Source organism: Cutibacterium sp. LaCa_286 (assembly GCF_057198075.1).
In genome coordinates this window covers 1,629,237-1,649,209 of the sequence record NZ_CP191091.1, presented here as the reverse complement: position 1 = coordinate 1,649,209, position 19,973 = coordinate 1,629,237, and the positions used below count along the sequence as shown (strand labels likewise).

Here is a 19,973-nt window from a genome sequence, read left to right as displayed (position 1 = left end):
CCAACTCGCCAACTTCGTCGGGCCCGTCTCCGGCGGCATGAAAGTTGCCATCGACCAGTTGGGCAAGCAGTACGTCCAAGCCGGGTGCGACCGCATCCTGGTCGTCCCCGGTCAACACGACCACGTCGAGGAGACCGAGAACGGCATCGTCGTTCAGGTCGCTGCCCCGAAGATCTCCAAGCAGTACCGCATGATCGCGACGCCGTGGCGTGCACTCAGTGTCCTGGACCGGTTCCGTCCGACATCCATCGAGGTGTCCGACAAGTGGACCCTCACCCAGGCGGCCAGGTGGGCACGCCGTCGTGGAATTGGCTCGGTGCTGTTCAGTCACGAACGGCTTGACGACATGCTCGCCGGGTGGCTGCGCCGGCAATTCGGTGTGGAAGCTGCCGTGGGGGCACTCAACCGGCGACTCGTCAAACAGTTCGACGTCATCGTCGTCACCTCCGACTACTCCTCGGGGGAGTTCTCCGGGCTCGGTGCTGAACTGCACAAGGTGCCGCTGGGGGTGGATCTGGAGACATTTCACCCCGCGATGCGGCCGGCGGGTCTGCCCACACCACAGGGTGGTGGCGTCGTCCGGCTGTGCTACGTGGGTCGTATGAGCCATGAGAAGAACCCTGAACTTGCGATGCGCGCCGTCATGGAGCTGCACCGACGGGGACTGCCCGTCCAGATGGACATGTATGGCGTCGGCCCCGACCTGCAGGCCATGCAGGAGGAGTCGCGTGGCTGTCCGGTGACCTTCCACGGCTTCGTCGAGTCACGTACCGAGGTGGCCAGGGCCTATGCCTACTCCGACATCTCCATGTCGGTGTGTCCTACCGAGACCTTCGGACTTGCGGTGCTCGAGGCCTTGGCCTGCGGCACCCCGGTGGTCACCTCGAATCGTGGTGGAGCGTACGAACTCGTCGATGCCAGTAGTGGTGCAAGCGGATTCCCCAATCCCAGTGGCATCGCCGATGCCACCACTGCCCTCATCAACCGTCTCGGGCCTGAGCTGCGTGCCAGTGCCAGGGCCCGTGCCGAACAGTTCACCTGGCAGGAGTCGGCGCGCACGATGCTGAGGATCCATGCCGGTCTCGCCGAACGGATTGCGCGGCGACCCTACTGGAAGGACAACCTGGTCGACGCACGCTCGGCCCACCGGGAGAAGCACGGCGTCAAGGACCTGCTGGCTCCCACCGACACCACCACGCAGCAGTCCCAGGAGGAGCGATGAAGAAGTCCCGAGCCATTGCCGTGGCACTGGCTAGCGCCACCGTCACCTATGCCGTCCCCCTCCTCGCCCGCCCCACTCCCGATCCAGCTCGCCCCACGGTGCGCGGGGCCGACGGCGTCACCAGGCGATTGTCGACGATTCACGACGTCATCGCCGCGGGACGTGCCAGTGGGCTCACCGGTTGGGATCTCGTCGACGAGGTCACGTCGATGGTGCACGACATGATGACCCACTACTCCTGCTGGCACCTGGGGTTGTCGCCGGAGGAGGCGCTACGCGCGGGGCAGGGCACCTCGGCGCAGTACAACGCGGCACTGGCGAAGGCCCTGTGCGCACTGGGATTCGACGTGGAGCTGGTTCACGCCGCCCGGGTGCGACTGGACAATCATCCCTGGTACCACGTCGGCCACACCTGGGTGCAGGTGACCTTCGAGGGCCGAACCCTGGACGTGTGTGCCTCGCGACGGACCGATCGTGCTGGTGCCGTGAGTTTCGTTCCGGTGACGCCGGTGCGTCCGGTGCGACGCATCACCATGATCGACGGCAAGCTCGCCCTGGCTCCCATCGTCGCGGGCAGCATCTGGCGCTCCTGGCTCACCCGCAGACCCGTGTCGCGCTGGGTCTATCGGGATTTCGGTGAGCCGGTCTGAGCTGATGGACAAAGATCTGGCCCCGCTGTGGGGGCGGGGCCAGGATCCTGGGATGAGTAATGAAGTCCATCGGCTGCGATCAACCCTCTCTGGGGCTGACCTCAGTCAGCAGAGTCCTCAGAACAGATCGTTGATCTTGCGAGCCTTGGTGAAGCGCTCCTCGGCGTCCTGCCAGTTGACGACGTTCCACCATGCGGTGACGTAGTCGGCCTTGACGTTCTTGTACTGCAGGTAGTAGGCGTGCTCCCACATGTCGAGCTGCACGACCGGGATCTGGCTGGACGGCAGGTTGCCCTGGTGGTCGAACAGCTGCATGACGTTGAGACGCTGACCCAGGGTGTCCCACACGAGCATGCCCCAACCCGAGCCCTGAACGCCCTTGGCAGTGGCCTCGAACTGGGCCTTGAAGTTGTCGAAGGAGCCGAAGTACTCGTCGATAGCGGCGGCTAGCTCATTGCCCTCCGGACGTCCACCACCGTTGGGGGACATGTTCTTCCAGAAGACGGAGTGGTTGATGTGGCCGCCCAGGTTGAAGGCATAGTCCTTCTCGAGCTGGTTGATGGCGCCGAAGTCGCCCTTGTCGCGGGCCTCGGCCAGCTTCTCCAGGGCAGTGTTGGCACCCTTGACGTAGGTGGCATGGTGCTTGTCGTGGTGCAGCTCCATGATCTCGGGAGCGATGTGTGGAGCTAGGGCGCTGTAGTCGTACGGCAGTTCGGGAAGGGTGTAAGTAGCCATGTGTCCTCCTGACGAAGTCGTTGGCTGCAATCGGAGATTCCGATCAGCCGTTGGCGTCATCCAGTACAGCGCACGGTCGTGCGGGGCTATTCCTGATTCAGGAGAAAAATTTCTTCCCCCTCGGGACGGACAGCTTCGGAAGTGACGCTCCCAGACCCCCATGCATCGTCTGAACTGTGCCAGTTCGCCTTGCGTGCGGCTCGCCGCAGTACCTGCATGACTGCTTGGCCAGCAAGGACGACGAGGATGACGTTGGTCACGGCTCGCCCCAGGTTCCATCCCATCGACGTCGCGGCATTGAACAGGACGAAGTGCCACAGGTTCGTGCCGATGGGGGCCTGCGGGTTGAACGACAACTGGGAATCCATGCCCAGGTTGAACGGCCAGAACGCGAAGTCCATGAGCCAGCCATAGGCGAATGACGCGAGTGCCCCGTAGACGGCGAGCGTCAGTGTCTCCGACCAGCCACGCAGTCTGCGTGGCAGCAGACCAGCCCCCATGCCGACGAAGGCTGCGGCCAACATCTGGTAGGGCAGCCACGGTCCGAACCCGGCAGTGATGATTGCCGAGGTGAACAGGGTCGTCGTGCCCAGGACGAACCCGAAAGCCGGTCCGAAGACCCGGCCACCCAGCATGATGGTGAAGAAGACCATCTCGATCCCGGCAGTGCCCGCCCCCAACGGACGCAAGCCAGCTCCGCAGGCGGTGAGCACTCCAAGCATGGCCAGCGCCTTGACGTCAATGCCATCAGCCGACATCTGCGAGACGACGACCACCAGTGCCACCGGGAGGATCACAGCGAACAGCAGGGGGGCACGAGTGTGGTAGTCGGCAATCGAGCCGGGATCGAGGAACAACGGCCAGCAGAACGCTAGGAAACTCAGCACCGCAGTGATGACGAGCAGAATCCTCGCGCTCCACGACGTCCCCATGACCGATCCAGGACGATCGCGGTTCATCGTAGTGCCTTCCAGACCGATGGGGACTCCCCATCGGGAGGGGCATCGGTGCTCGTCAAGCCCTGGACGGTGATGAGGCTGCGTGCGGCACGCACGTCGTTCACCGTGAGCAGGTCCGCGGGGTGGAAGACCTTGGCCACCTGTGGCGAGAACGCGGGAGAGGAAGTGCACACCGCACGGGTCGTCCCGTCGGCAACGACCTGCCCGTCAGCCATGACGAGAGTGCGATCAGTGGTGGCAGCAGCAAACTCGACGTCGTGGGTGGAGATGATGACTGCTGCCCGGTGACACGTTCCCTCTCCCTCGGCAATCTGACGCACGATTCGGCCCAATTGAGCCTTCATGGTGTAGTCCAGACCACGGGTCGGTTCGTCGAGCAGAACGACGTCGGGACGTGCGGACAGCTGGATGGCCAACACCAGTGCCAGGCGTTGGCCCTCCGAGAGATCACGTGGGTTGCGCCCACCGGGAAGATGCGCTCCCAGCGACGTCAGGATCTGCGTCGTCGTGCCCGGCGGCACCTCGGACTCCATGTCGGCCTGGTGACACTCGGCGGCCACGGTCGGCAGGTAGAGCAGGTCGGCTGCCGACTGGGGCACCAGCGTCACCAGGCGTCGCGCCACCTTGGCGTCGACGGTACGTGGATCGGCCCACTGCCCTGATCGGGGTGGTCTTCGATCATCAGGGGAAGCTTCCTGATCGAGTACCGACACGGTTCCCGATGATGGTGTTGCTCCCTGCAGGGCCCACATGAGTGATGACTTGCCGGCTCCATTGCGCCCCATGAGGGCACTGACTGTGCCGGACTGGAAGACGACGTCGAGGTGATCGACGGCAGTGAGGTCACCGTAGCGGACGGTCAATTTCGTCGTGCGCAGCACGTCGTGGCTGCCGTCACTGGCCCATGTCATCGCCTCGGTGGGAGTGGAGGTCGCTGACAGGCCTGGCTGCGGACCGATGGTGCGGCGTGCCTGCCGTACCGACAACGGCACCCGGGGCAGGGCGAGTTCACGAGCCAGGGCACTCAGCGGAGGCACGACGTCAGCCTGGGCCAGCACCGAGCTGGGATCGGCCTGCACGAGCCTTCCATCGCCGGGAAGCCACAGGACGGTGTCGGCGGCATGCATGACACGTTCCAGACGGTGCTCGGCCAACACCACGGTGAGGCCCACCTCGTTGACCAAGGTGGTGATGGATGCCAGGACGTCCTGTGCGGCCGTGGGGTCCAGTGCGCTCGTCGGCTCGTCGAGAACGAGGATGCGTGGCTGTGCGGCCAACACGGCGGCGATGGCCACCCGCTGCTGCTGACCACCGGACAGGTCGAGCAACGGACGGCTACGCAACTCGGCGATGCCCATGAGGTCCAAGGTCTCCTCGACGCGCTTGCGCATGATTGACGGCGAGATCCCCAGCTGTTCCATGCCGTAGGCGATCTCGTCCTCCACGGTGTCGGTGACGAATCCAGCCAACGGATTTTGCCCGACGACCCCGACGACGTCAGCCAGATCGCGGGGGCGGCAGGCGCGGGTACGTCGGCCGGCGACGATGACCTCACCGCTCACCGTTCCACCGGAGAAGTGCGGCATCAGCCCATTGAGCACTGAGAGCAAGGTGGATTTCCCGGTGCCGGTGCGCCCGACGACCAGGGCCAGATCTCCTTCCTCGATCATGGCATTGGCATGGCTCAGCGTTGGTTCATCGGTTCCGGCGTGACTGATGGAGACGTCGTCGAGGACGATGGCGGGGTTGGTGCGGTTCATGCGGTTCCCCTCAGGGACTCACGGGAGTCATCGGCGGTGTGTGGGTTTCCCGGTGGGCGGAGAGTGAAGAAGCCGGGGGCTGCGACGATCGCCGCGATGATCAACATGACCGGGTGCAGGACCGGCCAGGTGAGAGGCACCGTGCCGATGGTCAATACGGTGGGGGCGTACCGCGACAGTCCGACCGTCACTGCCAGGGCGAACAGACCGCACAGCGCCGCGAGGATCGACCGGGCCGTCCACGGGTCGGGGCGGTACCTGCTCACCCCCAGCCGGCGTCCCGAGGAACGCAGTCCGATCGTCACACCAACCAGGGAGACGAGGGCAGCGAGGATGCCGATGCGTTGGCCGAATCGGTTCCCGAACAAGGCTGCACACAGGGTGCCGGGGCCACAGGTGGCTGGGTCGGGGGCGAGATAGCCGCTGGGATTGGCCAGAATGAAGTAGATGGCCACCGTGAGCAGCATGAGGGAGACGACGAGCAGGGCACCGGTGCCCGGTCGCACCCGGCGGTTGTCACGGGTGCGGCCATAGCCACGCGATTCCATTCCGCGAGCCAGGAACATCGACGACTCCACGGCGTCCTCCAATACGGGGATGACGATGGAGTTGACGGCCCGGTAGCCTGTGACTCGTCCACCACGCAGGCGTCTGGCTCGTCGAACTCGCCCCACCGACACGATGATCTGGGGAAAGACCGACAGGGCGACGACGACGGCGGTCGAGATGTCGTGCAGTGCTGCTGGTACCGACTTGAGGGCACGGCGCGGGTTCGCCAGCGAGTTCGCCGCCCCGAAACAGGCCAGCATCGTCGCCAGCCGCAGCGCCTCGTAGCCGGTGCCCACGAGTGCCTCAAGGGTCACCGGCCCGCCCAGATCGATCCCTGCTGCCCAGTCGGGGAGGGTGAGGCTGGGAAGGGTGAACAGGACGGTTCCCGTGCGATTGGCGCCGAAGAGGGTGATGAAGACCATCCGTATGACGATGATGATCCCAGCGAGCTTGAGGTACGTGCCGGCCGATCGTGCCCACGGATCGTCGGTGCGCCGGTTGGCGACGACGAGGATGACGGCACCAGCGATCAGCGCGATGAGCAGCGGATTGTTCGTCAGACTCACGGTTGCCGCTGCACCCATGGCCCATGCCCACCAGGCCCACGGATGGGTGGTGAGGGTCTCGTGACTGACGGTCACTCCGGAGTTCCTGGTGCGATTGACCGGCTGTTCTGGTATGACGGTCCGTGCCGGACGTGTGATGAGACGGGACACGGTTCAGCGACGTCCCTTGCGAGCAGACCATCTGCCGTAGCCCACCCCAGCAATGACGAGGATGCCGAGAACGATGACAACTCCCCACGGGGTGTTCCCGTGCTTGGTGTCGTGTCCGTGGTCGTTGACGGCCGCTGCGGGGGATTCGGACCTACTGTTTCTCGGCGAAGTGGCGCTCGCCCCGGACGCACCGGCGCTGCCTGCCTGTCCACGCGCAGTGGTTGCAGCTCCCGGGGTGGTTTCCGTCGCCGTCATGTCGGGCATGTCACAGCGGTACTCGCCGGGCTTGTTGTAGCACCACCCCTCGATCGAGCCGGGTTGTGGTCTGTAGGAGTCGGCTCCGCGTTTGGAGTACGTCCAGTCCCTGCCGTTCGTGGAGTGCCAGTAGGCCCAGTACTGACCGTTGAACTCTCGGCCCTTGACACAGTGGTCCGGATGACCATTCATCGTGCAGATGAAGCCCGGACTGTCGGAACGATCCTCCAACTCAAGCCCGGCTGAGAGCAGTGCTTGACGTCCGGTGGAGAAATCCGACACGCAGGTGTTCGCCAGCACGGGCCCGTCCTGGTAGACGACGTAGACCCACACACCCCCGGATCCCAGACAGGTGGTCCAGTCGCTCCCGGACCTCTCGACGATCGGCGACGGGTCTGTCGCGCTGAGCTGGCTGTGTGCTGCTGAGCCAGTGTGACTGTCGGTCACGGCACTCGTATTCGGGCATACACCTGTCGTGCTGGCCCACCCGAATGTGCCAGTTGTGAGGGTGAGGATCATTGCACCGATGAATGATGCGATTCGCCGGGGAGCACTGCTCGTCATGAGTTCACTTCGGTGTCATTGACCGTGCGACGAACCGGATCGACAGCGGCGAGGGACGCAGATCTGTTCATGAACACCTCTTGGGATGCTTGACGACATCACGAGATGGGACCCGCCCAGCGGCAGTGGACCTCTTCGTGCCATCGACGAATTGTGCTGGTCTCCTGGCGGACGGCGATCCGACTCAGTTGCACTGTCAACACCTGCACGAGGCAACATCACGGTGCGGGCCAGTCCCGGATTCACACCGGGTTCTCCGCCCACGAGGATGCTCATATCGTAGCCCCGTGGCTGTGTGCCCCTCAATGCGGGCGACGACATACCAGATTTGGCCTCTGTCGTGCCTGTCCTGATGAACAGGATGCTACGTGCAATACGGTTCAGGGCTGCCGTACCGGCTCGTTTCCACCGGGGACGGGGCACCTCAGTCTCGACGCACGTCAAGGACACGGAATCCCTTGGAACTGGCCACTCTCTGGGTGGGCCAACCCTGCTCGTTGAGCCAGCGGGCCAGGGAGTCGGCTCCCAGGTTCTTGCCCACGACCAGGTGTGCGACGCCTGCGTCGGTGAGATGGTCGAACCAGGTGAGCAGCATTTCGTGCAGGGCTGCCTTCCCGATACGGATCGGCGGGTTCGACCAGATCTCGTCGAAACGCTGCGCGGGATCGACGTCCTCAGGTCGCATGGCCACCAGGCGGTCGGCAAGCCCGAGACGCCGCGCATTGAGGTTGGCCAGACGTATGGCCTGATCGTTGACGTCCACTCCGATGACCCGAGCCTGGGGCACGTGATCGGCCAGAGCACAGCAGATGGGGCCGTAACCACACCCCAGGTCGAGGAAGAAGGTACGTGGCTCGCGGTGCTTGGCGGGCGGTTCGGCCGCCACGGCTTCCTCGGATACAGCTGGTTCGGTGAGTCCGTTGGGCGGGTCGAGCTCGTTGAGCAGCACGGCGGTTCCCTTGTCCAGACGTGACATCGAGAAGACGCCGTCCGAGGTGGTCAGCGAGTAGTGGCGCCCCCAAATGGTGACGTCGATGGTGTGCTCCCGGGCCGGTTCGGTGGGGGTCTGGAAGTAGTGACTCACCAGCAGGTCTCCTCACGCGCTGCGGACTCGGTGACGGCTGGCCCCGTCGTGCCATGAGAGGTGCCGGGAACCGATGGCGCACCAGGTCGGGAGCCCGTCGTGCCGCTGCGTGCCGCGTCGAGATCTTCCTGACTGCGTCGGGCCCTGGCCTGCGCGGCCCGAGCTGCCAAACCATCCTCGTCGGGGTAACCCACCTCCTCCAGGGTGAGTCCGGCAGCTGGCATCACCAGTACCGAGGAGTGCCGTCGTGATGAGGTCATGACCTCATCCAACCAGGCCTGGTCACGTTTGCCGGAAGCCACCGCCGTCAGCGCCCCGACCAGGGAGCGCACCATGGAATGGCAGAATGCGTCGGCCAGGACGGTGATCTCGATCGTCCCCGCGGCCTCGTCGGCTCCAGTGCTCCGCGTGACATTGATGGGTCGTGATTCTGCCTCGTCCCGTGTCATGCAGCTTCGTGTCGTGCTGCTCCGTGCCATGCAGCCCGGTGTCGTCTCGCCCCCGTGGGTCGGACCGGCGTGCTGGTCGGGCAGCGGGCCATCGTGGTTGGTAGGAGCAGGATCGGGCGTGGATCCCCGGCGCACGGCATGGCAGTCCATGAGGGTGCGTATCGTCGTGGCACCCTCGCGGTGCTTGCAGAATGCCGCGAAATCACGCAGGCCCAACAACGACTGCCCGGCACTGTTGAGGGCGTCGAGATCGAGTCGCTCCCGCACGGTGACGACGTGGCTGCGCAGCAACGGGTCGGGAACCGAGTCGGCATCCCAGACCCGGTACACGTAGCGACGCCACAGGGCGGAGAATCGAGCGTCAAATGTTGACGGCACCTCGGTGATCTCTCGCACCACGAGGTCTGGATCCAGCACTCGGGGCAGACGTCGGTGCAGATCGGCACGCGGATCGAGGCCGTCCGGCAGGTCGACGTGGGCCACCTGACCGCGAGCGTGCACCCCGGAGTCCGTGCGCCCCGCCACCGTCAACGGGGTGGGGCGGTCGAGACGCAGGACGCGGGGGATCCAGGTCTCCAACTCGCCTTGCACGGTGCGCAGGTGCGGCTGGCGTGCCCAGCCCGAGAAGTTCGCTCCGTCGTAGGAGATGTCCAGGCGCCAGCGAGTCATGAGGCCGACTCCACGGTGCGCACCCGCCAGGTGAAGTCGTGCACCACCCGCCCCGAGGTGACCCCCTTGTTCTCGTAGCGGGTGAGGGGGCGCTCCGTCCAGCGCGGCCCTGGTTGCGCACCGACCGGCTCCAGTCTGTCATCGTGGCCCAGCAGATCGAGCATCCAGTCGGCGTAGTCCTGCCAGTCGGTGGCCAGCCGCCACAATCCACCGGGGTGGACTCGTGAGGTGACCAGGTCAATGGTGTCCGGGTTGACGATCCGGCGCTTGTGATGACGCTTCTTGCGCCACGGATCGGGGAAGAAGGTCCACACCTCATCCAGCTGCCCTGCAACGAACAGATGCTCCAGTCCGGCGGCGGCATCGGCCATGATGACGCGCGCATTGGAGACGTCCTTGTCCGCCAGTTTGTTCAATGTGGTGGCGATGGAGGGCAGGTAGACCTCGAACCCGATGAAGTCACGGTCGGGGTGGGCGGCCGCCACGGCGGCCAGGGTGTCCCCGGACCCGGATCCGATCTCGACGGTGAGCGGAGCTGTCCTGCCGAAGATCCCCGCGACGTCCAGCGTGGATCCGGCGGCCACCGAGGTGCTCGTTGTGTCACGGGGGACGTCGACGAGGTAGCGATCCGAAAGTCTGTCCAGGGCCTTCTGCTGGGAGACGTTCATACGTGGGGAACGGCGTACGAACGACACGACTCCGCGGCGAAATGGGGTGCCGCCACGATTCGCACCCGCCGAGACCTGCACCCCCAGTCCGGGATGGTGTGTTGGAGAGCCGGGGGATTGCTGGGTGGGGCCGGGCGAGGTCTCGGTCGAATCGTTCCGACGTCCGGCCTCGGAGCAGGGGGCAGAGGTTGGCTCGGCGGGGCGAACGTGGGGTGGGGCAGTGTGTTTGCCCGGTGTCACGGTGTGCTCGTCCGCGGTGTCCTGGGGCTCGTCTGCCTGGGGATCGTCAGATGGTGCCACAGGGGGTCATGATAGCTGCTCGTGCGGGCAGGCATCTGGTCGTGGCCGCAACCGTGACTGTGGCACCGCTTGGTGGTCATGGGAGACTGGCACCGTGCGTACCTTCCTCAACATTCTGTGGGTGGTGCTCGGCGGTTGGCTGCTGGCCCTCGAGTATCTGCTCATCGGCCTGTTCTCCTGCATCTTCATCGTGACGATTCCGGCTGGGGTCGCGTGCTTTCGGATGTCCCGTTACGCTTTCTGGCCGTTCGGGCGAGACGTCGTCGCCAAGCCGGGGGTGGGTGGCGGCAGCACGGCCATGAACGTCGTGTGGTTCATCGTCGCTGGGTTGTGGCTGGCCGTCGGGCACGTCATCGTGGCCCTGGCACAGGCGCTCACCATCGTCGGACTCATGAACGCCGTCGTCGCGATCAAGATGATCCCGGTGACGTGCTTCCCGTTCGGCAAGGAGATCGTCAAGCAGCCCTGAGGCCTGGTGCGCTGCCGTCTCCGGGGGTCGGGCCGTTTCGATGGGACGTCTGCGGGGGCAACCGCACCCGTTGCAGGGGTGTGGGGGATCTCTCCCGCGCAGGGCACTGGCATCACGCTGGGCCTCGGACCAGTCCTCCGACGCCGGTGGCCCCGATCCCACTGCCTTTGGATCCCGCAGCCCTTGGCGTCACGCGGGGCTTCGGTGCCCGGCCGTCGTGCGCCCCGGGCAGTCCAGTACGGGCAGTCCAGTACGGGCAGTCCAGATTCGGGGGTCTTGTCTTGTTCGCACGCAATGGTGTAGTGTAACCCCGTTGCTCTTGAGCAAACGGGAGTTGGCCACCGCGGCCGCTCCGTCTGCCCGACACGTCGATGTCGTGATGCGGTAGCCGATCTCCGGCGTCAGCGCACGACGCCGTCGCAGGTCAGACTGCCAGGAGAACCAATTGCAGTGCCCGGCCACCTGGCTTGGGCGACCACATCCCCATCTGGAGGTGTGGAAGTCAAAGACCCCCGTACGGGGGTGCGAGATTTCAAGAAGGTACCTGTGACCACCTACAGCCCCAAGGCCGGAGAGGTGACGCGGAACTGGTGGGTCATCGACGCTCAAGACATCGTCCTGGGCAAGGTGGCCGTCAATGCCGCGAATCTCCTGCGCGGCAAGCACAAGCCGCAGTACGCCCCCCATGTCGACACCGGTGACTTCGTCATCGTCGTCAATGCCTCCAAGATCGCCGTCACCGGCGACAAGGCCAACAAGTCGCTGCGCCACGACCACTCCGGTCGTCCCGGCGGCCTGCGCACCACGACGATCGGCGAGCTCCTCGACAAGAATCCGCGTCGTGCCGTCGAGCGCGCCGTGTGGGGCATGATGCCCAAGAACAAGCTGTCCCGTCAGCAGATGGGCAAGCTCAAGGTGTACAGCGGACCTGAGCACCCGCACACCGCCCAGAAGCCGCAGCCCTACGCGATCACCCAGATCGCTCAGTGATCGCAGAAGGATTGGGAACAGTGACTGAGAACGCCAATGAGAACCTCGAGACCGAGGTGAAGCCCTTCACCGAGGGCGATCATGAAATCGCATACCGCACCGACTCCAACCCGTCGGTTGCCTCCGGGGACGCCACCCGGCCAGCCGTCGTGGCTCCAGGTCATGGCACGGGCCGTCGCAAGCAGGCCATCGCCCGCGTCCGCCTGATCCCCGGCACCGGCGAGTGGAAGATCAACGGCCGCACCCTTGATGAGTACTTCCCCAACAAGGTGCACCAGCAGATCGTCTCCGAGCCCTTCGCCACCACTGGCATGGAGGGCAACTACGACGTCGTCGCCCGTATCGTCGGGGGCGGCGTGACGGGTCAGGCCGGCGCCCTGCGCTTGGGGGTGGCTCGTGCCCTCAACGCCATTGACGCCGAGGCATCTCGCCCGGCACTGAAGAAGGCCGGCATGCTCACCCGCGACGCCCGCGTCAAGGAACGCAAGAAGGCTGGTCTCAAGAAGGCCCGCAAGGCTCCGCAGTACTCGAAGCGTTGATCTGGGATCAACTCGAGCAGTGAACCTCTCGGATCCACATGGGTCCGTCAGGTCCAGGGGGGACGGCACAGCCGTCCCCCCTTTTTTGCTGGTTTTGCCGGGATTGTCTCGACGCTCCCAGTGCGCTCGGCGAGTCCGGTGTGCCTCGTGAGCCCAGTACGCTCGCGCTCAGTAAACCCAGCGCGCCTCGTGAGCCCCGTGACCCCAGTGTGCCCTCGTGCGTTCCTGGCCGTGCACTTTTCCACGCCGACTCCCACCCGGGAAAACCTGCGTCGGGCGAGACATTCTCGATATGTCATCGGGGGAGCGTGGTATTTGTGCGGCCAACGGCCACCTGTGCCATGGCCCCTGGCATGACATGGCTTCACGAGCAAGCAGTGCACCGGAGCTGCATCGGGCATGTGACCACGGCGGCACCGCATTTCTCCATTGGACTGATGCCTGGAACAGGTATCATGGATATTCATGGCACGACTATTCGGAACTGATGGAGTACGCGGTGTGGCCAACCAGGACCTCACCGCTGAACTGGCCCTCGACCTCTCGGTTGCAGCGGCCCACGTCCTGGGCGAAGCAGGAGCGTTTGGGCACCGTCAGCCGACTGCGCTGGTGGCCCGCGATCCACGAGCCTCGGGTGAGTTCCTCGAAGCTGCGGTGTGTGCTGGCCTGGCATCGGCCGGGGTCGATGTGGTGCGGGTGGGAGTCATCCCCACTCCAGCGGCCGCTTATCTGGTGGGTGAGTTGGGAACGGATCTCGGCGTCATGCTCTCGGCCTCGCACAACCCCATGCCCGACAATGGCATCAAGTTCTTCCAGCGTGGCGGGATCAAGCTCGTCGACGATCTTGAGGACGCCATCGAGGAGCGGATGGGTGAGCCGTGGCAGCGTCCGATCGGTGCCGAGGTGGGACGTATCCATGCCTCCTCGAGCGCGGTGGACACCTACGTCAACCATCTGGTGCGTTCCCTGCGTCAGGAGGACGCCCTCAAGGGGCTCAAGATCGTCCTGGACTGTGCCAACGGCGCCTCGTCCATGACCGGCCCGGCAGCTTTTCGCGCCCAGGGTGCCGACGTCGTCGCCATCCACAACAGCCCAGACGGCATCAACATCAACGCCTCCTGCGGATCGACCCACCCCGAGATCCTGCAGGCCAAGGTGGTCGAGGAGGGCGCCGACCTCGGGCTGGCCTTCGACGGTGACGCCGATCGGTGTCTGGCAGTCGATCATGAGGGCCACCTCGTCGACGGCGACCAGATTCTCGCCATCCTCGCCTTGGCCCTGCAGGAGGATCATCGTCTGGCGTCCAACACCGTGGTTGCCACGATCATGAGCAATCTCGGACTCACCCTGGCCATGCGTGAGCACGACATCTCCGTCGACCAGACGAAGGTGGGTGACCGCTACGTGCTGGAGTCCATGAATGCCAACGGATTCTCACTCGGTGGGGAGCAGTCCGGCCACGTCATCATGAGTGAGTTCGCCACCACCGGCGACGGCGTCCTCACCGGCCTGCACGTGGCTGCTCGAGTGGCCCGCACCGGCAAGTCACTCAAGGAACTCGGCTCGGTGGTGACGCGCCTGCCCCAGTCGCTCATCAATGTTCGTGGTGTCGACAAGTTGCGTGCCGGCATCGATCCCGACGTCAACAAGGCTGTCTCCGACGTCAACCACCAGCTGGGCGACACCGGTCGCGTCGTGCTGCGCCCCTCCGGCACCGAGCCGGTGGTGCGTGTCATGGTGGAGGCTGGCACCCAGAGTGAGGCTGACCAGATCTGTGAGCAGCTCGCTGGAATCGTCAAGGAGAAACTGGCCATCTGAGCTGGTCGGCACCAGGCCGGACGAGGGGTTGCCTGATGCGTCGTGCAACCCCTGGGCCTGGCCAGAACCCTTGGGGCCCGGCCGGTTTGGCCGGTGCATGGGCCCGTCATCAGGCTCCCCTCCAGATGGAGTCAGCGGTGGTGCCTGGTGACGACGTCAGTGTCTGGTGACGGCGGGCACACCGGTTGACAGGCACTGTCGACTGGCGGGGTGGCCAGCGTCGACCGTCAGATCTTTCGGATCCACACGTTCTTCACCTCGTGGTCCGGGCCCTTGTGGAGAATCGCGGTGGCCCGGCCGCGGGTGGGCCGAATGTTCTGGGTGAGATTGGGTAGGTTGATACGTCGCCAGATGGATCTGGCGATGCCGATCGCCTCCTCGTCGGGCAGTTTCGCGTACTCACTGAAGAAGGAGTGCGGGTCCGTGAATGCCGTCTGACGCAGGGTGAGGAAGCGGTTGATGTACCAGTTCATGATGTCCTGCTCATCGGCGTCGATGTAGACGGAGAAGTCGAAGAAATCGCTCAGGGTCAGCCCCATCGTCCCATTGCTGCGCAACCTGGGCGGTTGCAGGACGTTGAGACCCTCGATGATGAGGACGTCGGGTTGACGCACCACTCGTTGCTGGCCAGCAACGATGTCGTACTCCACGTGGGAGTAGACCGGTGCCACGACCTCTGGTGCCCCGGACTTCACGTCCACGACGAATTTCAGCAGGGCCTTGCGGTCATAGGACTCCGGGAAGCCCTTGCGGTCCAGGATGCCGTGTTCCTCGAGCACGGCATTGGGATACAGGAAACCGTCAGTGGGCACCAAGTCCACCTTGGGACGCCTCGGTGAGCGCCCCAGTAATTCCTGGAGTAGACGGGCTGTCGTGGATTTTCCGACCGCCACCGACCCTGCCACCCCGATGACGAACGGGGTGCGTCGCATCTGGTGGTCCTGGAGCTGCAGATATGTGTTGGAGGCCTCGAAGAGACTTCCCGTGTGCATGCAGTACAGATGGATGAGCTGCGTCAGTGGCCGGTAGACCTCGGCCACGTCGGTCTGGTCGGTCGGGTCACCCAGACCCCGAATGCGTTCCAAGGTCTCGTCGTCGATGTCGATCTCGGTGTTGCCGGCGAGATCTGCCCATGCGTGCCGGGACAACTCAATGTAGGGTCCCGGCTCGGTGTTGTCGTCATCGACGGGCGTGGTGGGAGTCAAGTTCATCGGGCACCTCAGGTGAACGGTCTGTCCCATTGACTCTACTTCACTGCAGTGACGAATGTCTGGCGTCGTGCGGTGATCTGGAGGTCGATACTGGGCACGGCACCCGGGTGACATCGGGACGTGAAACCTCATGGCCGGTGTTCCCCTACGGGGAGCACCGGCCAATCAGGAGCACTGGGGGCTGTCGCCCTCAGGCTGTGACAGTCAATGGTTGAAAACCGTCACATGGAGGAGAAGGGACGTATGGTGCACTTGACGCGGGTGGCTCGTTGCGGTTCGAGGGCGTTTGCGACGACTTGGTATGTCATCGGGTCGTAGGTGATGTTCGTGTGGGCGCTGTGGTCCAACGGGCAGACGTCCTGGATGACGATGTTCTTGGCTCCTGGTTCTGGGATGAGTGCGTTGGTCCAGGGGAACACTCGGTTGTCGAAGCGGGTGGCGATGACGGTGTACTTGACGCCTGGGGCGGTCATTCCTCCAGCATTGAGGTCCTTGAGGAATGTGGATCCCTGCAACTGCTGGGGTACGGACTCCATGTTGAGGAACTTCGCCACGGTGCCCACGATGGTGTTGGCTGGCCGCCCGGATTTGTTGAGGAATTTTTCCATTCCAAGGATGCTTGTGCCTTTGTTGGACGGGACGATGCCGATGAGGTGGTTGACCTTCTTGTCGCCGCCGTAGTACTTGATGTAGGCGCGTGGCAGTGGGCCGCCGCCTTGGGAGTGGCCGACGAGATCGACCTTGTCGGCTCCGGTGGACTTGAGCACCTTGTCGACGAAGTGGGCCATGAAGGCTGCGGTGGAGTAGATGTTTCCGGTGGTGGAGACAGCCTCTACGAGCGGGTGGGTCATCGGGTTGTAGTTGAAGGTGTAGACACAGAGTCCTGCTGCCTGCATACGCGGTCCGTAGTACGACCACGTGGTGAAGGCGTCTTCGGTGGTGCCGGGAATGAGGACGACAGGGTGGGTGCCCTTGCGCGGTGTGCAGGTGAAGTCGTTGGTGCCGGGAACCTTGGCTCCGGGATGCCTCATCGCGAACCTGACGGCGGGAGCGAATCTGGACATGCTGGGTCCCTCGACGTTCGAGGGAACTCCCTCGGGGCTGTGGGGTGCAGCAACACCGCCGGGATGGTCGGGGGTGATGTCTGACGGCGGGGCGGCGAAGGCCATGCTGGCGGTTCCCATGAGCGTGACGGAGGTCGTCACGGCAAGGAGGGCTGCGCGGAGCTTGTTCATCATGGATCTCCTCAGAGGTAGTTTTAAATATACATATCATATATTTATGAAATCTTCCAGTAGCTTTGTGCACAACTGTGGATGGCAGAACGGGATGTCACTCCGAGGATGGTAATGGCCGGTGCGCTCCTTCCACGCGAGGGACGTACCGGCCGCTGTCATGGGTGCCGGGGGCCGCAGTAATCACTCATCTGGCAGGTCACCATCTGCAGCATGATCCGACGATCACTGGATGTCATCACCGGGGAAAGAATGGTCGAACGGAGCATCTGACCGGAGTGGCTCGTTGCGGTTCGAGGGCGTTTGCGACGACTTGGTATGTCATCGGGTCGTAGGTGATGTTCGTGTGGGCGCTGTGGTCCAACGGGCAGACGTCCTGGATGACGATGTTCTTGGCTCCTGGTTCTGGGATGAGTGCGTTGGTCCAGGGGAACACTCGGTTGTCGAAGCGGGTGGCGATGACGGTGTACTTGACGCCTGGGGCGGTCATTCCTCCAGCATTGAGGTCCTTGAGGAATGTGGATCCCTGCAACTGCTGAGGTGCAGATTCCAGATTTCGATATCTCGCCCCGGCGCTCATGATGGTGTTGGCCGGGGTCCCGGGCTCGTTGAGGAATTTTTCCATTCCAAGGATGCTTGTGCCTTTGTTGGACGGGACGATGCCGATGAGGTGGTTGACCTTCTTGTCGCCGCCGTAGTACTTGATGTAGGCGCGTGGCAGTGGGCCGCCGCCTTGGGAGTGGCCGACGAGATCGACCTTGTCGGCTCCGGTGGACTTGAGCACCTTGTCGACGAAGTGGGCCATGAAGGCTGCGGTGGAGTAGATGTTCCCGCTGGTCGCGGCAGCCTCCACGAGCGGGTGAGTCTCAGGATTGTAGTTGAAGGTGTAGACGCAGAACCCGGCTTTCTTGAGACGCGGCCCGTAGTACGACCACGTGATGAAGGCGTCTTCCGAGGTTCCGGGAATGAGGACGACAGGGTGGGTGCCCTTGCGCGGTGTGCACGTGAAGTCGTTGGTGCCGGGAACCTTGGTGCCAGGATTTCTTTTTGCGAATTCGATTGCTGAACTCCAGCTGGACATGTTCGGTCCCTCGGCGTTCGAGGGGACACCGTCGGGGCTGTGGGGTGCAGCAACACCGCCGGGATGGTCGGGGGTGATGTCTGACGGCGGGGCGGCGAAGGCCATGCTGGCGGTTCCCATGAGCGTGACGGAGGTCATCGCGGCAAGGAGGGCTGCGCGGAGCCTGTTCATCATGGATCTCCTCAGAGTCAATTTGAGATATCCATAGCATGTATCTGCCGAATTCTCCAATTGCGCCCAGGTGTGAGCACCAGCAGGATCGTCAGCCTGAGGATGGGCAGCAACAGCCGGGGAATTTTTCATGTGGGCGCGCCAAGCCCTCGATGTCACGGTGACCACTCGTCAGAGCAGACCACCACTGCGTGTGATTCAGCTATTGAGCATTCTCACCGGGGATGAACCGTCGGCAGAATATCGGACCGCTGTGGTTTGAGTGCTGGCGACACCTTGGAATGGCACAGGGTAGTGATACTGATATTCACGGGTAGTAGCTGTGATCGCGCGGACAGACACCCCGAAGGAGGACAGATGAATTGATTTTGAGGGCACCCCTATAGAGGGATACCCTCAATGAAGATACGTCAGATCTTTACTCGGCGTTGGTGGACAGCTGGAGTTTGTCCAGACAAACATCAGAAAAGGAAAGACAGAGTGGTTATTTCCCGTGACATGACTGTCGGGGCCAGCGCTACTGCTGGCCCCGACAGTCATTGAGCGTTCAGTGAAGGAACAAACTCAGTCGCAGGGGTCGTCCTCGTCGGTGGGGTCCTGAGTGGGCTCGGCGGTCGGCTCGTTGGTCGGGTCCTGAGTGGGCTCGGCGGTCGGCTCGTCGGTGGGGTCCTGAGTGGGCTCGGCGGTCGGCTCCTCTGTCGGATCATCGGCGGGGAAGCAGTTCTGCTGGACGATCTTGTCCAGGGCCGGCTTTTGGTTGGTGAGGATGTCAACGATCTTGGTGGCGCTGTCCTTGATGTTGGCGCCGTCAAGAACCTGACGCTCGGCATTCTCAATGAGCTTGTGGCTGTTGAGCAGAAGGGCCGGCTTCTTGGCGATCTTGGTGGCAACCTCCTCGGCGATCTTCGGCGCGAGAGCAGCCGCCGTTGCCTTGTCAACACCAGACCTGACAAGGTTCTTCACGATGAGCTTGTGGTTGATGTGGTGCAGCACGACATCGTGGATGACCTGGGCCGGGATGGTCGTGAGCACGGCAGCCTCGACACCTGCGGTGGTCACGTGAGCTCCCTTGGCCTTGAGGATCAGGCCGATCTGAATGAGATCGTGTGCCGCCAGAGGATGTGTGGCGTGCACTGCGGAGTGACGCACGAGATCCTCGACCTGTCCCAGGATGAGAGCGCTGTCAGCTGCGCTGAGACCGAAGTTCTTGACGATCGCAGCTGCAAGAGCTGGCGCTTCCACACCCGACTTGGCGATGATCGCGGGGATGAGAGTGGCATTGACGCTTGCCTCGATACCGGCAGCAACCTTGTGGATGGCTGCGTCACTGAGAGCAATTCCTTGCTTGCCAAGGTCCTTGGCGATGATCGCGGACAGAGCGGCCTGCTTGATGACGATGCCGTTCTCAGTGAGGATCTCCTGGGCAATCTTCGGGGCCAGGCGGGCAGCGTCCTTGGCGGACAGCCCGGCAATGAGCAGCTGCTTCTTGATCTCGGTGGACAGCTTGCCCTCATCCTTGAGCGCCTGGATGCAGTCGGGGCTCAGGTTGGGTTTCGGAAGGGTGGAGCTGGCCGCAGGAACAACTTCACGGGTGGGCTGAACGGCAGATGCCTGAGGTGCCATGACCGCGATCGATCCGAACAGAGTGGAGGCAGTGACAGCAGCAATGGCCAAGTTTACTTTCTTCACAAGAAACTCCTTAAGGTAGGGAAGGGCTCGACGAAGAAATATCAAGCCACTTGGCGGCAGCTCGATGTCATCGACAATAGGGAGATACAAGTTGTGATGCAATGGGGTCACATTCTTTTCCCTGAATTTCACTTAGCGGTTGAATGTGATGCGATCTTTGGGCTTGATATGTTATTTAGGGCGGATGTAA

18 protein-coding genes are annotated in these 19,973 nt (G+C 63.6%); 6 read left to right on the top strand and 12 right to left on the bottom strand.

Annotation, left to right across the window (positions count from 1 at the left end):
- The first annotated feature begins 37 nt into the window (after positions 1-37).
- Both ACP8JZ_RS07090 and ACP8JZ_RS07085 read left to right on the top strand, forming a co-directional pair.
- A complete protein-coding gene (locus ACP8JZ_RS07090; RefSeq protein ID WP_484482821.1) occupies positions 38-1,222 on the top strand; it encodes a glycosyltransferase in 1,185 nt (394 codons plus the stop codon).
- On the top strand, positions 1,219-1,872 hold the full coding sequence (locus tag ACP8JZ_RS07085; protein WP_484482326.1) for a hypothetical protein: 654 nt from the start codon (positions 1,219-1,221) through the stop codon (positions 1,870-1,872). Before ACP8JZ_RS07090 ends, ACP8JZ_RS07085 begins: the two co-directional genes overlap by 4 nt.
- 117 nt (positions 1,873-1,989) lie before the next feature.
- Here ACP8JZ_RS07085 and ACP8JZ_RS07080 read toward each other — a convergent pair whose 3' ends face one another.
- The 8 genes from ACP8JZ_RS07080 to trmB form a co-directional block, all read right to left on the bottom strand.
- Positions 1,990-2,607: a superoxide dismutase gene (locus ACP8JZ_RS07080; RefSeq protein ID WP_021104924.1), complete on the bottom strand. Its 618-nt coding sequence runs from the start codon at positions 2,605-2,607 to the stop codon at positions 1,990-1,992.
- A gap of 86 nt (positions 2,608-2,693) precedes the next feature.
- A complete protein-coding gene (locus ACP8JZ_RS07075) occupies positions 2,694-3,566 on the bottom strand; it encodes an ECF transporter S component (RefSeq protein ID WP_484482325.1) in 873 nt (290 codons plus the stop codon).
- Positions 3,563-5,326 carry an ABC transporter ATP-binding protein gene (locus tag ACP8JZ_RS07070; protein WP_484482324.1) on the bottom strand — a complete coding sequence of 588 codons (1,764 nt, stop codon included), beginning with the start codon at positions 5,324-5,326 and terminating at the stop codon, positions 3,563-3,565. Before ACP8JZ_RS07070 ends, ACP8JZ_RS07075 begins: the two co-directional genes overlap by 4 nt.
- Entirely contained in the window at positions 5,323-6,591 is a 1,269-nt protein-coding gene (locus tag ACP8JZ_RS07065; RefSeq protein WP_484482323.1) for a CbiQ family ECF transporter T component, read from the bottom strand. The genes ACP8JZ_RS07070 and ACP8JZ_RS07065 overlap by 4 nt, the downstream gene beginning before the upstream one ends.
- Before the next feature lie 3 nt (positions 6,592-6,594).
- Positions 6,595-7,293, bottom strand: a complete 699-nt coding sequence (locus ACP8JZ_RS07060) for a hypothetical protein (protein WP_323459082.1) — start codon at positions 7,291-7,293, stop codon at positions 6,595-6,597.
- A 541-nt stretch (positions 7,294-7,834) separates the two neighbouring features.
- Positions 7,835-8,494 (bottom strand): class I SAM-dependent methyltransferase, encoded by a 660-nt coding sequence (locus ACP8JZ_RS07055; RefSeq protein ID WP_306517515.1) that lies wholly within the window; start codon positions 8,492-8,494, stop codon positions 7,835-7,837.
- Entirely contained in the window at positions 8,491-9,612 is a 1,122-nt protein-coding gene (locus ACP8JZ_RS07050; protein WP_306517514.1) for a tRNA pseudouridine synthase A, read from the bottom strand. The genes ACP8JZ_RS07055 and ACP8JZ_RS07050 overlap by 4 nt, the downstream gene beginning before the upstream one ends.
- Positions 9,609-10,580 (bottom strand): tRNA (guanosine(46)-N7)-methyltransferase TrmB, encoded by a 972-nt coding sequence (gene trmB, locus ACP8JZ_RS07045; RefSeq protein WP_484482322.1) that lies wholly within the window; start codon positions 10,578-10,580, stop codon positions 9,609-9,611. Before trmB ends, ACP8JZ_RS07050 begins: the two co-directional genes overlap by 4 nt.
- 94 nt (positions 10,581-10,674) lie before the next feature.
- On the opposite strand from trmB, the gene ACP8JZ_RS07040 reads away from it, so the two are divergent.
- The 4 genes from ACP8JZ_RS07040 to glmM all read left to right on the top strand — a co-directional run bounded on the left by ACP8JZ_RS07040 (position 10,675) and on the right by glmM (position 14,396).
- Complete coding sequence (locus ACP8JZ_RS07040) at positions 10,675-11,049, top strand: YccF domain-containing protein (RefSeq protein ID WP_323456066.1); 375 nt, start codon at positions 10,675-10,677, stop codon at positions 11,047-11,049.
- 546 nt (positions 11,050-11,595) lie between these two features.
- Positions 11,596-12,039, top strand: a complete 444-nt coding sequence (gene rplM / locus ACP8JZ_RS07035; RefSeq protein WP_306517512.1) for a 50S ribosomal protein L13 — start codon at positions 11,596-11,598, stop codon at positions 12,037-12,039.
- Positions 12,040-12,059: 20 nt separating this feature from the next.
- Positions 12,060-12,578 carry a 30S ribosomal protein S9 gene (gene rpsI / locus ACP8JZ_RS07030; protein ID WP_286319119.1) on the top strand — a complete coding sequence of 173 codons (519 nt, stop codon included), beginning with the start codon at positions 12,060-12,062 and terminating at the stop codon, positions 12,576-12,578.
- Positions 12,579-13,043: 465 nt separating this feature from the next.
- Complete coding sequence (gene glmM / locus ACP8JZ_RS07025; protein WP_306517511.1) at positions 13,044-14,396, top strand: phosphoglucosamine mutase; 1,353 nt, start codon at positions 13,044-13,046, stop codon at positions 14,394-14,396.
- 227 nt (positions 14,397-14,623) lie between these two features.
- Here the strand turns inward: glmM and coaA are convergent, their stop codons facing one another.
- The 4 genes from coaA to ACP8JZ_RS07005 form a co-directional block, all read right to left on the bottom strand.
- Positions 14,624-15,607: a type I pantothenate kinase gene (coaA, locus tag ACP8JZ_RS07020; RefSeq protein WP_306517510.1), complete on the bottom strand. Its 984-nt coding sequence runs from the start codon at positions 15,605-15,607 to the stop codon at positions 14,624-14,626.
- Positions 15,608-15,828: 221 nt separating this feature from the next.
- Positions 15,829-16,842, bottom strand: a complete 1,014-nt coding sequence (locus ACP8JZ_RS07015; protein WP_484482820.1) for an esterase/lipase family protein — start codon at positions 16,840-16,842, stop codon at positions 15,829-15,831.
- 238 nt (positions 16,843-17,080) lie between these two features.
- Positions 17,081-18,097: an esterase/lipase family protein gene (locus ACP8JZ_RS07010; RefSeq protein WP_323459973.1), complete on the bottom strand. Its 1,017-nt coding sequence runs from the start codon at positions 18,095-18,097 to the stop codon at positions 17,081-17,083.
- Between the two features lie 561 nt (positions 18,098-18,658).
- Positions 18,659-19,783: a PT domain-containing protein gene (locus ACP8JZ_RS07005; protein WP_484482321.1), complete on the bottom strand. Its 1,125-nt coding sequence runs from the start codon at positions 19,781-19,783 to the stop codon at positions 18,659-18,661.
- Positions 19,784-19,973: the final 190 nt, after the last annotated feature.

Excerpts from the sequence above, each read along its gene's own strand:
- ACP8JZ_RS07010 (WP_323459973.1), bottom strand. The coding sequence starts at position 18,097 with ATGATGAACAGGCTCCGCGCAGCCCTCCTTGCCGCGATGACCTCCGTC.
- glmM (WP_306517511.1), top strand. The coding sequence starts at position 13,044 with ATGGCACGACTATTCGGAACTGATGGAGTACGCGGTGTGGCCAACCAG.
- coaA (WP_306517510.1), bottom strand. The coding sequence starts at position 15,607 with ATGAACTTGACTCCCACCACGCCCGTCGATGACGACAACACCGAGCCG.
- ACP8JZ_RS07080 (WP_021104924.1), bottom strand. The coding sequence starts at position 2,607 with ATGGCTACTTACACCCTTCCCGAACTGCCGTACGACTACAGCGCCCTA.
- ACP8JZ_RS07050 (WP_306517514.1), bottom strand. The coding sequence starts at position 9,612 with ATGACTCGCTGGCGCCTGGACATCTCCTACGACGGAGCGAACTTCTCG.
- ACP8JZ_RS07015 (WP_484482820.1), bottom strand. The coding sequence starts at position 16,842 with ATGAACAAGCTCCGCGCAGCCCTCCTTGCCGTGACGACCTCCGTCACG.
- ACP8JZ_RS07070 (WP_484482324.1), bottom strand. The coding sequence starts at position 5,326 with ATGAACCGCACCAACCCCGCCATCGTCCTCGACGACGTCTCCATCAGT.
- ACP8JZ_RS07085 (WP_484482326.1), top strand. The coding sequence starts at position 1,219 with ATGAAGAAGTCCCGAGCCATTGCCGTGGCACTGGCTAGCGCCACCGTC.
- ACP8JZ_RS07075 (WP_484482325.1), bottom strand. The coding sequence starts at position 3,566 with ATGAACCGCGATCGTCCTGGATCGGTCATGGGGACGTCGTGGAGCGCG.
- ACP8JZ_RS07090 (WP_484482821.1), top strand. The coding sequence starts at position 38 with ATGAAAGTTGCCATCGACCAGTTGGGCAAGCAGTACGTCCAAGCCGGG.